Source organism: Pseudoalteromonas sp. Angola-7 (assembly GCF_028599255.1).
Lineage (GTDB): Bacteria > Pseudomonadota > Gammaproteobacteria > Enterobacterales > Alteromonadaceae > Pseudoalteromonas > Pseudoalteromonas atlantica.
In genome coordinates, this window is record NZ_JAQREL010000002.1 from 183,094 (window position 1) to 195,833 (window position 12,740).

Annotated in this window: 12 protein-coding genes and 1 tRNA gene; 2 read left to right on the forward strand and 11 right to left on the reverse strand. The window is 40.8% G+C overall.

What is annotated here, in order from left to right; translation table 11 throughout:
* Window positions 1-49: 49 nt before the first annotated feature.
* The 7 genes from rpsO to PSH50_RS03455 all read right to left on the reverse strand — a co-directional run bounded on the left by rpsO (window position 50) and on the right by PSH50_RS03455 (window position 6,923).
* Complete coding sequence (rpsO, locus tag PSH50_RS03425; RefSeq protein WP_004585888.1) at window positions 50-319, reverse strand: 30S ribosomal protein S15; 270 nt, start codon at window positions 317-319, stop codon at window positions 50-52.
* Between the two features lie 109 nt (window positions 320-428).
* Window positions 429-1,373 (reverse strand): tRNA pseudouridine(55) synthase TruB, encoded by a 945-nt coding sequence (gene truB, locus PSH50_RS03430; RefSeq protein WP_054982205.1) that lies wholly within the window; start codon window positions 1,371-1,373, stop codon window positions 429-431.
* Window positions 1,373-1,780 carry a 30S ribosome-binding factor RbfA gene (rbfA, locus tag PSH50_RS03435; RefSeq protein ID WP_004585886.1) on the reverse strand — a complete coding sequence of 136 codons (408 nt, stop codon included), beginning with the start codon at window positions 1,778-1,780 and terminating at the stop codon, window positions 1,373-1,375. Before rbfA ends, truB begins: the two co-directional genes overlap by 1 nt.
* A gap of 109 nt (window positions 1,781-1,889) precedes the next feature.
* Window positions 1,890-4,547 carry a translation initiation factor IF-2 gene (gene infB / locus PSH50_RS03440; protein WP_004585885.1) on the reverse strand — a complete coding sequence of 886 codons (2,658 nt, stop codon included), beginning with the start codon at window positions 4,545-4,547 and terminating at the stop codon, window positions 1,890-1,892.
* Window positions 4,548-4,572: 25 nt separating this feature from the next.
* Entirely contained in the window at window positions 4,573-6,072 is a 1,500-nt protein-coding gene (nusA, locus tag PSH50_RS03445) for a transcription termination factor NusA (RefSeq protein ID WP_248451041.1), read from the reverse strand.
* A gap of 38 nt (window positions 6,073-6,110) precedes the next feature.
* Window positions 6,111-6,566, reverse strand: a complete 456-nt coding sequence (rimP, locus tag PSH50_RS03450; protein ID WP_004585883.1) for a ribosome maturation factor RimP — start codon at window positions 6,564-6,566, stop codon at window positions 6,111-6,113.
* A gap of 280 nt (window positions 6,567-6,846) precedes the next feature.
* Window positions 6,847-6,923 (reverse strand) — tRNA-Met (locus PSH50_RS03455).
* 376 nt (window positions 6,924-7,299) lie between these two features.
* On the opposite strand from PSH50_RS03455, the gene PSH50_RS03460 reads away from it, so the two are divergent.
* Both PSH50_RS03460 and PSH50_RS03465 read left to right on the forward strand, forming a co-directional pair.
* Window positions 7,300-7,761 (forward strand): globin, encoded by a 462-nt coding sequence (locus PSH50_RS03460; protein ID WP_004585882.1) that lies wholly within the window; start codon window positions 7,300-7,302, stop codon window positions 7,759-7,761.
* Between the two features lie 90 nt (window positions 7,762-7,851).
* Window positions 7,852-9,408 (forward strand): cryptochrome/photolyase family protein, encoded by a 1,557-nt coding sequence (locus tag PSH50_RS03465; RefSeq protein ID WP_273586157.1) that lies wholly within the window; start codon window positions 7,852-7,854, stop codon window positions 9,406-9,408.
* 58 nt (window positions 9,409-9,466) lie between these two features.
* Here PSH50_RS03465 and PSH50_RS03470 read toward each other — a convergent pair whose 3' ends face one another.
* The 4 genes from PSH50_RS03470 to PSH50_RS03485 form a co-directional block, all read right to left on the reverse strand.
* Window positions 9,467-9,913 carry an Hsp20 family protein gene (locus tag PSH50_RS03470; protein ID WP_004585880.1) on the reverse strand — a complete coding sequence of 149 codons (447 nt, stop codon included), beginning with the start codon at window positions 9,911-9,913 and terminating at the stop codon, window positions 9,467-9,469.
* A gap of 247 nt (window positions 9,914-10,160) precedes the next feature.
* Window positions 10,161-10,691 (reverse strand): peroxiredoxin-like family protein, encoded by a 531-nt coding sequence (locus tag PSH50_RS03475; RefSeq protein ID WP_004585879.1) that lies wholly within the window; start codon window positions 10,689-10,691, stop codon window positions 10,161-10,163.
* Window positions 10,692-10,949: 258 nt separating this feature from the next.
* Window positions 10,950-12,344: a sigma-54 dependent transcriptional regulator gene (locus tag PSH50_RS03480; RefSeq protein WP_273609266.1), complete on the reverse strand. Its 1,395-nt coding sequence runs from the start codon at window positions 12,342-12,344 to the stop codon at window positions 10,950-10,952.
* Window positions 12,345-12,355: 11 nt separating this feature from the next.
* A complete protein-coding gene (locus tag PSH50_RS03485) occupies window positions 12,356-12,727 on the reverse strand; it encodes an Hpt domain-containing protein (protein WP_138577442.1) in 372 nt (123 codons plus the stop codon).
* Window positions 12,728-12,740 lie beyond the last annotated feature (13 nt).

Consider the following 12,740-nt stretch of genomic DNA (forward strand, 5'->3'; position numbering starts at 1 on the left):
TAGGCACAAAAAAAGGAGCTATAAAGCTCCTTTTCTCGTAATCAAGTACTTAGCGACGTAGGCCAAGCTCTTGGATTAACGCAGTATAACGCGAGATATCTTTACCTTTAAGGTAATCAAGCAATTTACGGCGAGTACTTACTTTACGAAGCAGACCACGACGTGAGTGGAAGTCATGCTTGTGGTCAGCAAAGTGACCTTGAAGCTTGTTGATATCAAAAGTAAGTAAAGCTACTTGTACTTCAGGTGAACCAGTGTCGCCTTCAGCACGTGCAAATTTAGCAATGATATCGATTTTTTCTTGATTGCTTAGTGACATAATAACTCCAAAAGTTAAATTTAATAGGTGCTTTAGCCGATCACTAATTCAGCCAAAACGATTAAGCGGGCGTATTCTACCAACTATGGGAATAACTACAAGTTAAAGTTTACTCGGGTTGCTGATTAGACAAGCCACGCTTTGATTTTAAATGCCCGTCAGGGTTGCGCTCACCGGTGCCAATAAATACACCATCAGCAAGAACTTTAATTGCCCCTTCGGGTAAATCAGTGCCTAGTACTACTGCTTGGCCATGGCTAAACGAAACACCCTGCTCTTTGCTAATTTCTACAACGGGTAAATCAACCAATGCACTATCCATTGGCAATAGTAATTCATCAAGGTACGTAGAAGGGGCCACCTCTTCTTCTTTAGCCTTGGCTAATAAGGTTTCAAGGTGCTCAAGCGATACCATTTTATCTTTAGGGTAATGGCCAACCGCTGAGCGATGCAGCATAATAACATGTGCGCCACAGCCTAGGTTTTCGCCTAAATCATCAACAATGGTACGAATGTACGTCCCTTTAGATACATGGGCGGTCATTTGTACTTCGTTATTTGCTTCATCAAACTCATCAAGCGTTAAGCTAAACACGTTTATTTTTCGGCATTTACGCGGTACTTCAATGCCTTCACGCGCGTATTTATATAAAGGCTTACCTTCATATTTAAGCGCTGAGTACATTGATGGATACTGATCTGACTCGCCTAAAAACTTTTCAATTTCTGCAGCTAACTGTTCAGTGGTAACGTTTACATCACGGGTTTCAACCACTTCGCCATCTGAATCAGAGGTAGTTGTGCGCTCACCTAGCTTTGCTCTTACCACATAGGTTTTATCTGTATCGAGCAAAAATTGGGTAAACTTGGTCGCTTCACCAAAGCAAATAGGCAGCATGCCAGTGGCCAGTGGGTCTAGCGCACCGGTATGGCCAGCTTTTTGGGCAAAATAAATACCTTTAGCTTGCTGTAGGGCTTTGTTCGATGAAATGCCTTGAGGTTTGTTTAACAACAAAATACCATCAATCGGACGGCCTTTACTGCGTCTTGCCATTAGTCTTTAGTGCCTTCTTCGCTATCAGTTTCATCATCAACATGTTTAGCGTTATCTTCGCGAATAACCGAGTCCACTAAGTTAGAGATACGCATCCCTTCCATTAGTGAGTTATCTACTACAAATTTAAGCTCAGGCATTATACGAGCACGAATACGCTTACCCAGTAACGAGCGGATATAGCCCGTTGCTTCGTTAAGTATTTTTGCGCTTTCTTTTGCTTTGTTTTCATCTTCGGTATTAAACACCGTAATAAAAACTTTTGCGTAAGATAAATCGCGCGATACTTCTACCGCAGACACTGTCACCATGCCTAAGCGCGGATCTTTAATTTCGCGTTGTAAAATTACAGCAATTTCTTTTTGAATTTGCTGAGCAACACGATCAGTGCGAGAAAATTCTCTCATGATTGTTTTCCTAAAATCATAACTTACTGAATTAAAATAATAAGTTAATTAAATAATGGATACAGAAATGGGGGCAAAGCCCCCATTTACAATCTTAGTTTACGAGCAATTAAAGTGTACGTTGTACTTCAACTGTTTCGAATACTTCGATTTGGTCACCAACGCGAACATCGTTGTAGTTCTTAACGCCGATACCACATTCCATGCCGTTACGAACATCCTGAACGTCATCTTTAAAGCGACGTAGTGACTCAAGCTCACCTTCGTAAATAACCACGTTATCACGTAGTACACGAATTGGTGCGCTGCGTTTAATAGTACCTTCAGTAACCATACAACCAGCAATTGCGCCAATTTTTGGAGACTTAAACACGTCACGTACTTCAGCAAGACCAATAATCTCTTGCTTAAACTCAGGAGCAAGCATACCAGACATGGCTTGCTTAACTTCTTCGATTAGCGCATAGATTACGCTGTAGTAGCGAAGGTCTAAGTTTTCAGTATCAATCACTTTACGTGCAGATGCATCGGCACGAACGTTGAAGCCAACTACGATTGCGTTAGATGCAGCAGCAAGTGTTGCATCAGTTTCGGTGATACCACCTACGCCAGAACCAACAATCTTCACTTTTACTTCATCAGTAGAAAGCTTAGTTAGTGAGTCTGAAATTGCTTCGATTGAACCTTGAACGTCTGCTTTAAGTACCACGTTAACTTCTGATACATCGCCTTCAGCCATGTTAGTAAACATGTTTTCAAGCTTCGCTTTTTGCTGACGAGCCAATTTAACGTCGCGGAATTTACCTTGACGGTATAAAGCAACTTCACGCGCTTTACGCTCATCTTTAACAACAGTCGCTTCATCACCTGCAGCCGGAATACCAGAGAGACCTAAAATTTCAACTGGAATAGAAGGACCTGCTGATTTAATGTCTTTACCGTTTTCGTCTTTCATTGCACGAACACGGCCGTATTCAAGACCACACAGTACGATATCACCTTGGTTAAGGGTACCTGATTGAACTAAGATAGAAGCAACCGGACCACGTCCTTTATCAAGACGAGATTCAATTACAACACCTGCTGCCATGCCTTCTGATGGAGCACGAAGCTCTAAAAGCTCAGATTGCATAAGAACAGCTTCAAGTAAGTCATCAATACCTAAGCCTGTTTTAGCTGAGATATGAACGTACTGCGTATCGCCGCCCCAATCTTCAGGAATAACGTCTAGCTGAGCTAGCTCGTTTTTAACGCGATCTGGATCTGCGCCTTCTTTATCCATTTTGTTTACAGCAATAATTAAAGGAACACCAGCTGCGCGAGCATGCTGTACCGCTTCTTTAGTTTGTGGCATTACACCATCGTCTGCTGCAACCACTAGGATTACGATATCTGTCGCTTTAGCACCACGTGCACGCATTGATGTAAACGCGGCGTGACCTGGTGTATCTAAGAAAGTGATCATGTTGCCGTTAGTTTCAACGTGGTATGCACCAATGTGCTGTGTAATACCACCGGCTTCGCCTGATGCAACTTTAGCTGAACGAATGTAATCAAGCGTTGATGTTTTACCATGGTCAACGTGACCCATTACAGTTACTACTGGCGCACGCGGCTCAGACTTACCATCTTCATGACGGTCATTTAGTACTGTTTGCTCTAATTCGTTTTCTTTAACGATGATAACTTTGTGACCCATTTCTTCAGCAACAAGTTGTGCTGTTTCTTGGTCAATCACTTGGTTAATGGTAACCATGTCACCCATTTTCATCATTGTTTTAACAACTTCAGCGCCTTTAACAGCCATGCGTGATGCAAGCTCAGCTACTGTAATTGTTTCGCTAATACGCACTTCATTTTTAACATCGGCAGTTGGTTTTTGGAAACCATGTTGCAACGATGTAGGTGCTTTTAGCTTGCCTTTACGGCCTTTAGCGCCTGCAAATTTATCTTTTGCTGGGGCTTTTTTCTTTTTCTTCGCGCGGCGTGAACCTTGCTCATCACGTGCATCGGCAACATCTTCTGCCTCACGTGCATAAGTAGAAGTCGTAAGATGGTGATCCGCGGTTTCTTCGCGTTTCTTACGTTCTTCTTCTTCTTTTTTCCAGCGAGCTTCATTTTCTTCAGCTAGCTTTCTTGCCTCTTCTGCTTGACGTTTCGCTTCTTCTTCAGCTTTCTTCAATGCGGCCTCTTCTGCTTCTTTCTGCAGACGCTCAGCTTCGATGCGATCTTTCTCAGACTTAGCACTTTGCTCTGGGGTCATCTGCTGTTGTTTAGCTTTACGCTCTGCATCTGCTTTGCGTTTAGCTTCTTCTTTGGCTTTACGATCAGCGTCTTCTTTTGCTTTACGTTCTGCCTCTTGTTTCGCTTTTAATTCAGCGGCTTCTTGTGCAGCTTTTTGCTGCTCTTCGATACGCGCTTTTTCTTCAGCGGCTAGACGTTGCTGTTCTTGCTCTTGCTCCATTGCGCTCTTTTTCACGTAAGTACGTGTTTTGCGAACTTCAACTTGAACAGCTTTTGCCTTACCCGTAGAGCCCGTTACACTTAATGTGCTTTTGCTCTTACGTTGTAAAGTCATACGTGCTGGGCCATCTGAACCAGTACCACCGTGCGATTTGCTTAAGTGATCAAGTAACTGTGCTTTTTCAGCTTCAGTTACATTATCACCTGCTTTTTTAGTGATACCCGCTTGTGAAAATTGCTGAAGCAATTTATCAACAGTTGTACCTATATCGCCGGCTAGTTTTTCAACATTTACTTCTGCCATAGTGTGTAATACCTCCGTTAATAAATTACTCGTCTGCGAACCAACAAATATTACGTGCAGCCATAATTAGCTCACCTGCTTTTTCAGGTGTTAGCTCTGTAATATCTACCAATTCATCAATACCTTGCTCAGCTAAGTCTTCAAGTGTAACTACACCCTTGCTTGCCATAACAAATGCTAGATGACGCTCTAAGCCTTCAAGCGCAAGTAAGTCTTCTGCAGGCTCTACACCTTCTAAGCTTTCTTCCGTTTTAAGCGCTTTAGTGGTTAATGCATCTTTTGCACGTGAGCGCAGTAAATCAACCGTTTCTTCATCTAGGCCGTCGATTTCTAAAAACTCAGAAGCAGGCACATATGCTACTTCTTCAAGTGTTGAGAAACCTTCGTTGATAAGTAATGATGCAAATTCATCATCAATATCTAAGTTTTCAGTAAATAAGTTAATTAACTTATCTGACTCTGCTTCGTTTTTAGCGCGCATGTCTTCAACAGTCATTACGTTTAGTTCCCAGCCAGTTAATTGGCTTGCTAAACGAACATTTTGACCATTGCGACCAATTGCTTGCGCTAGGTTATCAGCTTCTACAGCGATATCCATTGAATGAGTGTCTTCATCCATTACGATTGAAGCTACTTCAGCCGGTGCCATTGCGTTAATAACAAACTGCGCTGGGTTGTCATCGTAAAGTACGATATCAACACGCTCGCCACCAAGTTCTGATGATACAGCTTGAACACGTGCACCACGCATACCAACACACGCACCTACTGGGTCAATACGCTTGTCGTTAGATTTAACGGCGATTTTAGCGCGTGAACCCGGATCGCGTGCTGCAGCACGAAGCTCAATCATTTCTTCGCCAATCTCTGGCACCTCAATGCGGAATAATTCCATCAGCATTTCTGGTTTTGAACGCGTTACAAATAACTGTGCGCCGCGTGCTTCAGGTTTAACTTCGTAAAGAAGACCACGGATACGATCTCCTGGGCGGAAGTTTTCACGTGGCAGCATATCGTCACGGTAAATAACCGCTTCTGCGTTGTTACCTAAATCAAGTACGATTGCATCACGTGTTGCTTTTTTAACGACACCTGTTACTAGCTCGCCTTCTTGATCTTTATAAGCTTCTACAACTAAAGCGCGCTCAGCTTCACGTACTTTTTGTACAATAACTTGCTTTGCCATTTGTGTAGTTATGCGGTCGAATTTAATAGATTCAATCTGTTCTTCAACATAATCACCCAGTTGCAAGTCAGGTTCTTCAACTTGAGCTGCTTCTAATGTGATTTCGCTGTAAGGGTTTTCTAAAGAACCATCTTCTTGAACTTCTGCAATCTGCCAACGACGGAACGTGTCGTAATCACCGGTTTTACGGTCGATTGATACACGTACTTCAATTTCGCCATCGTGTTTTTTCTTTGTCGCTGTTGCTAGAGCGAACTCTAACGCTTCAAAAATCTTTTCTTTTGGAACCGCTTTCTCATTGGAAACGGCTTCAGCAACCAATAATATCTCTTTTGCCATGGGTAATGCCTCGCTTGCCCTATTCCTTCGCACTCGAATTAAAACTTTGCGATGATGTTCGCACGTTCGATATTGCTAAGCATGATTAAGTGCTCTTCGCCATCGCTTTTAAGTGTGATCATATCACTGCTAACTGCTACTAAGTCGCCTTTAAAATTACGGCGACCGTCTTGTGGAAGCTTAGTACGCACGCGTACTTCCTCTCCTTGCGCCTTCTCGTAATGATCTTGTTTGAATAATGGACGATCAACACCAGGAGACGATACTTCCAAATCATATTCATTTGTAATTGGGTCTTCGACGTCTAAAATCGCACTAATTTGGCGACTCGCATCCGCACAATTATCAACAGATATTCCATCCTCATGGTCAATATAAACCCTTAAGGTAGAATGGCGGCCTGCTTGTACAAACTCAAGACCATGTAATTCAAAGCCTAACATTTCTACTGCAGGCGTAAGCATGGTTAATAAATCTTGCTCAAGTTTTGTCACGAAAATCCTCCATACAAACAAAAAAAGGGCTTATAGCCCTAAAATACTGAGTTTAAGTTTTGATTTAATGACAAAGCCATAAATCAATGGTGCAGATACAACAACGCCCCGAACCAAGCGGGGCGTCACACCAATAAAGCATAAAACTGTGTGGCCTCAGGCCAAGCTTGGCTGCGGGTCATTACACTGACCAAATTAAACTACATTAGCTTAAACGCAAAACGCGCATTACTTAGAATGCGCGATATAGAATTAGTAAGGATATACCTACTATAAAAATTGGTTGCGGGAGCCGGATTTGAACCGACGACCTTCGGGTTATGAGCCCGACGAGCTACCAGGCTGCTCCATCCCGCGCCAATAGATATTAAACCTAAAATTCAATATCGCTGTTAGTGGTTAATCAACCCCTAAACAATGGCGGCTATTATAAGGATATACGGGGTAATTAGCAACCATAATAACTAATAAGTTTGATAAAATCAGTGAACCCCCATTTTAAGCTTCACCAGTATGTACTATGATTATGCAGACATTAAAATGGTAATCGTAACGTCACTAATATGTGCGTAAAAAGCCTTATATTCATAAATAAAATATCTAAAATTCATAAAACTGATACAATTTTGTGCTTTTTACGTTTAGATTACGTGCGATATTTGAGCAACGCACTATACTAAAAGCTCACCGATGTGGATAAAAATAAAAATTACAAAATTTAATGAGATTGCTAATGAATACTTATCAGCCACAGTTAATTAAAAGTTTGCATATAGTTAAGCCAAACTTTCATGCGTTTACCGCGCGCTTTCATGCAAAGCTTGAAGAGTCAAATATAACAATGCAGTATCCAAGTGCCGCTTATTTTAACGAAAAAAGTTATATTTTATATTGTGTTTTAGAACGTATAGTTAGGCATTTAGATAACCCATCTTCTGTTGCCCCATTTTTAACCTTTCACTTGCAATACTTAAAAAAGATGGGCGTTACACCAAAAGAAATATCGCTACTGTGCGATGCCTTTTACGATACCTTAAACGAGCACTTAGGGCGTTTATTCACCGCACAAACACAGTTTGCTTGGCAAAAAGCGCTTCGTTATTTTGAAAGTTTTGCTAATACAACTTTGTTTAACAAAACAAATGTTATTTCGCTTGAGCAAAAAATCACTCAACTTCGCACAAGTAAGCTTTAAGTAATACAAGCTTTAGCTTTTATGCACGTATGAGCAAACTACCTAGATCCACGTTGTCGCTTTTTACGTACAACTAAATTTAGGTGGTTTATGGCTCATTATAAAGTGTTGCGCCTAATTTTAGGTGATCAACTCAATGCTTCGCATTCGTGGTTTAAAGAAAAAGAGCCTGATACGCTTTATTTAATTGCCGAGTTAAAACAAGAAACCAATTACGTTAAGCACCATGTGCAAAAGTTATGTGCTTTTTTTTATGCGATGGAGCGTTTTGCTACAGCTTTACAAAGCGCGGATTACAGCACACTGCACCTTACCCTAGATGATACCCACCAAGACAAAACCTTGCCTGATTTACTCACGCGCATAGCTAAACAGTATCGTTGCAGTGAAATACATTATCAATACCCTGATGAATTTCGTCTCAAAGCACAGCTAAGTAAATTTAAAAAAGAGTCTGGTTTTCGCGTTAAAGCCTATGACACTGAGCATTTTATGCTGCCTTTTGAACGTATTAACGAGCGGTTTGAAAAAAACAAACATGTGACTATGGAGCACTTTTATCGTGCTATGCGCAAGCAATACACTATTCTTATGGATGGGAGTAGCCCGCAAGGAGGTCAATGGAACTTTGATAGTAATAACAGAAACAAATTTAAAAAAGCAGATTTGAACGCTATCCCCCCGCCAAAATTATTTAATAACGATGTAAGCTCTATCATTAGCAGACTTAAAAAACATAACGTAAATTACTTTGGTGAAATAAATCCTCAGCAGCTGCCATGGCCGCTCACTCGCAAACAAGCCAAAACGTGTTTAGAGTATTTTTGTATCCACCTACTAAAAAATTTCGGCCAGTTTCAAGATGCAATGACCGACCAAGTTACAAATAACGCCAGCTTGTACCATAGCCGTTTATCATTTGCTTTAAACGCCAAGTTAATCCACCCGCTGTACGTTATTAGGCGTGTAATTGACGAATTTAATGCTCATCCCGACACAATTTCGATTTCTCAAGTAGAAGGCTTTGTTAGGCAGATCCTAGGTTGGCGTGAATATGTTCGCTGTATATATTGGGCAAACATGCCCGACTATGCACAAAAAAACCAATTACAGGCTAACCAGTCGTTACCGGAGTACTTTTGGCAGGGTAATGTAAAAATGAACTGTTTAAGCCACGCATTAACGCAGAGCTTAGACACCGCATACGCTCATCATATTCAAAGATTAATGATCATTGGTAATTTTTGCTTATTAACAGGCATCGACCCTAATGAAGTCGACCAGTGGTATTTAGGGGTTTATATTGATGCCATTGAATGGGTTGAAATGCCTAACACCCGTGGCATGAGCCAATTTGCAGATGATGCTATTATCGCCACTAAACCCTATGCAGCCAGTGGTAATTACATCAATAAAATGAGCGATTACTGCAAAAACTGTCATTATGATGTTAAGCAAAAAGTAGGTGAGAAGGCGTGTCCTTACAACAGCTTATATTGGCAATTTATGGATAAACACCGCGCATTACTTGAAAAAAACCCACGCATTGGCATGGTTTATAGAAACTGGGATAAACAAACACCCCAACTTCAACAGCAGACCTTAGCCCAAGCAAATTATTATTTAACGCATATAAACGAGTTATAAAAACGAAAAAGCCGCCTCAGTTGAGGCGGCTACAATCAGGGAAAATGTTTATTAGCGATTATTTACCTTCGATTAGGTTTCCACCGCCAATTTCAATTTTACGAGGTTTAAGTGCTTCTGGGATTTCGCGCTCCAGGTCAATGCTAAGCAGACCGTTGGCTAAATCGGCACCGAGTACTTTTACATGATCCCCAAGTTGAAACTTACGCTCAAAGTTACGTTCCGCAATTCCTTGATGAATAAACTTGCGCTCTTCATTTTCATCTTTGTTTGGTTTAGTGCCTGCAACTTTTAAAGTGTTGTTCTCTGACTCAATGGTGAGTTCATTTTCACTAAAACCAGCAACGGCCATAGTGATTCTGTATTTGTCTTTATCTAGTGCTTCGATATTGTAAGGAGGAAAGCTAGGCTGCTTGTCTGTACGAGCTGCCGCATCCATTAAAGATGCTAAATGATCAAAGCCGATGAATGAACGATAAAGTGGTGATAAGTCTACTGTACGCATAATAATATCCTCATATTTAAGCGATATAATGTTGTTACTTTTCCTTTGAACAAGTACAACACAATTAAATTAATAATATAAATTTCAATAACTTCTGTCTTTTTTGGGACCCATCAGGCGTCCTCACTAAACTATTTATGGGCAGTAAAATAGTTTTCAAGTAATTAAATTAAAAAAAGTGAAAAAAAATAAAAAAGGGCACAAAAAAGTGCCCTCTTCGTATATTCATCAAATTACTCAATACACGTTACTTAATAAAAGTACCGCGAATTGGGTAGTCGTTTTCGCGTGAAAATTTAATACCGCCTAGCACCTGCTTAAGGCTTGGGCGAACAAATGGACTATTTGATTTATCAAGCATCTGTACTTGGTTATCTTCGTTTAAAACAATAATACAAGGCTCAGAAAATGGGTGATCTGTTTCAGCATCACTGCGCGGTTCACTAATGTATAAGCCTAGATCAGTCATTTGCTCAATGGTTAAATTGTAATAAAGAGGGAAATTTACGTCTATTTTTTCAAGATGCTTTTTAAGCTGCTCTTCGCTATCGCCACTTACTGCTACAACTTCTACACCTGCGCTGGCAAAATCGTCATGCATTGTTGCAAGCTCATTGAGTTGCTCGGTACATTTAGGGCAATGCTGGCCTCTGTACACCACTATCATTTTCCAAGGTTTGTCGCTTACGCGGTCAACTAAATTCACGTCATTGTTATCTAAATCGCTTACCACTAAAGGCTGCATTACACTCGCTGGCTGTAAATTAACGTTACTCATTGTGATCTCCTTTTACTATTAAACTTAGGGTGTAGTAATAGAGCTTAGGGTATCTTTGTTTATTTCAACCATGAAAATGTAACTGAGAACGAAATGGCAGGTGACTCGCTTTTACTAAGTAGCCTTGTTTAATGTGATTAGGAGAATTATAAGCTGTAAGCAAAATAATAAAATGTTAGATAAAACAGGCATGTTGTTCTTTTTAAGTAGCATTAGCACAGTATAAACACCAAGCAGGTGTAAGTAAGAAACGTAAAGCTAACTCCAACCTTTTATTTTTCTGTAAATAGTCGAGGCGCTTACGCCTAAATAGGCCGCAGCAAGTGGAATGTTATCATCGCATACGGCTATTGCCGACTCTATTGCCCTTTTTTCAACTTGCCACAGGGGCTCTATGTCGTGTACGCCCATAAGCGAGTTAGTTTGTATTTGCTCCGCAGATTGAGACGAGCTGCTGTTTTTGATTGGAATAGCAGAATTAACACCAAATGAGCTTGGCAACATATCTAACTCAACTACGTCACCCTCGTTGATAACAACGATATTTTCGATAACATTTTGCAGCTCACGGATATTACCTGGCCAATCGTAGTTACAAAAAAGGTTTTCAACTTCTTTTGAAAAGCGATGGAATAACTTAGCGTTACTTTCACTTTTTTGCTTTAAAATATGCTTTGCAAGCAACATTATATCGCCAGCTCGCTCGCGTAGCGGAGGTAACTTTACAGGAATAACATTAAGCCTATAGTATAAATCTTCTCTAAAACGCCCTTCGGCAACTTCAACTACAGGGCTTCTATTTGTTGCACACACTAGCCTTACATTACTGTGTAAAACCTCGCTACTACCTACCCGATTAAACGCACCCGTTTGTAAAAAACGCAATAACTTAGCCTGTAGGTTGAGCTCCATTTCACACAGCTCATCTAAAAATAAAGTACCACCGTTTGCAACTTCTACAGCCCCTTTCCTATCACTTAGCGCTCCGCTAAAGGCCCCTTTTACATGGCCAAAAAACTCTGACTCAAATAACTCTCCTGGAATAGCAGCACAGTTAATTGCAATAAATGGCCCTTCACTTCGAGGGCTAGTGTCATGCAAAGTTTGCGCGCACACCTCTTTACCTGTGCCACTCTCACCGGTAATAAAAACACATGCTTTGCTTCGCGCTGCACTATCTAAAAGCCTAAACACCGTTTGCATTGCTAACGATTCACCAATAAACCCGGAAGTGTTTTGCGCTTTTTGTTCTTGAATTTTAACTGCAGGAGGTGCTTTTTGCGAAAGCGCGCTATCTACGGCACTCACTAAGCGCTGGCCTGAAAACGGTTTTTCTAAAAAATCAAAACCACCTAAACGCATTGCCTCTACTGCAACATCAATAGAGCTATTTGAGGTGATCATGACTACGTTAGCGGGCTTTTCTTGCTTTTTAACAAACTGCAGCACTTCTAAGCCACTAATATCGGGTAAACAAACATCTTGGACAATGACATCAGGCATCATCTCTTTTATACCTACCAAGGCAGAGTAGCCATCGGTAAAGTGTTTACATTCGTGCCCTACTTGCTCTAATTGACTCGCATAAAGAGCCCCGCTTGCAATGCTGTCTTCTACTATATAAACCAGTGATTTTTTTTGAGAATCGTTCATGGCAGAGCCTTTTAAGTAATATTATTAGCAATAACTTGGTATGCAGCGTGGGTTTTTTCTAGATTATGTTGAACGATCTGAGCAGCGTGAATATTTTCTTCAATGGTAACGGGGGGGTAATCATGTAATTGACTGGCAAGGGCTGCCAAAGTTAATGCGCCATATAGCGCCGCAGAATTTTTAAGTACGTGCATTATATCTTTAATATTATCTTCATCTTGCTCATCAATTGCATTTTTAAGACGAACTCGCATTTCTTCTAATTCATTAATAAATAAGTTTACCAGCCTTACTAAAGTGAGTGAGCCAACATCTTGCTCTAATTGCGCTAGCACATGAGCTTGAGTGATGGTGTTATCAATATATTCTTCAGGTATTGGCATATTAGGCCTTTAT

Coding starts and splice junctions, on each gene's coding strand:
- PSH50_RS03480 (WP_273609266.1), bottom strand. CDS start 12,344: ATGAACGATTCTCAAAAAAAATCACTGGTTTATATAGTAGAAGACAGC.
- rbfA (WP_004585886.1), bottom strand. CDS start 1,780: ATGAGAGAATTTTCTCGCACTGATCGTGTTGCTCAGCAAATTCAAAAA.
- infB (WP_004585885.1), bottom strand. CDS start 4,547: ATGGCAGAAGTAAATGTTGAAAAACTAGCCGGCGATATAGGTACAACT.
- nusA (WP_248451041.1), bottom strand. CDS start 6,072: ATGGCAAAAGAGATATTATTGGTTGCTGAAGCCGTTTCCAATGAGAAA.
- PSH50_RS03465 (WP_273586157.1), top strand. CDS start 7,852: ATGGCTCATTATAAAGTGTTGCGCCTAATTTTAGGTGATCAACTCAAT.
- truB (WP_054982205.1), bottom strand. CDS start 1,373: ATGGCAAGACGCAGTAAAGGCCGTCCGATTGATGGTATTTTGTTGTTA.
- PSH50_RS03470 (WP_004585880.1), bottom strand. CDS start 9,913: ATGCGTACAGTAGACTTATCACCACTTTATCGTTCATTCATCGGCTTT.
- rpsO (WP_004585888.1), bottom strand. CDS start 319: ATGTCACTAAGCAATCAAGAAAAAATCGATATCATTGCTAAATTTGCA.
- PSH50_RS03475 (WP_004585879.1), bottom strand. CDS start 10,691: ATGAGTAACGTTAATTTACAGCCAGCGAGTGTAATGCAGCCTTTAGTG.
- PSH50_RS03485 (WP_138577442.1), bottom strand. CDS start 12,727: ATGCCAATACCTGAAGAATATATTGATAACACCATCACTCAAGCTCAT.
- PSH50_RS03460 (WP_004585882.1), top strand. CDS start 7,300: ATGAATACTTATCAGCCACAGTTAATTAAAAGTTTGCATATAGTTAAG.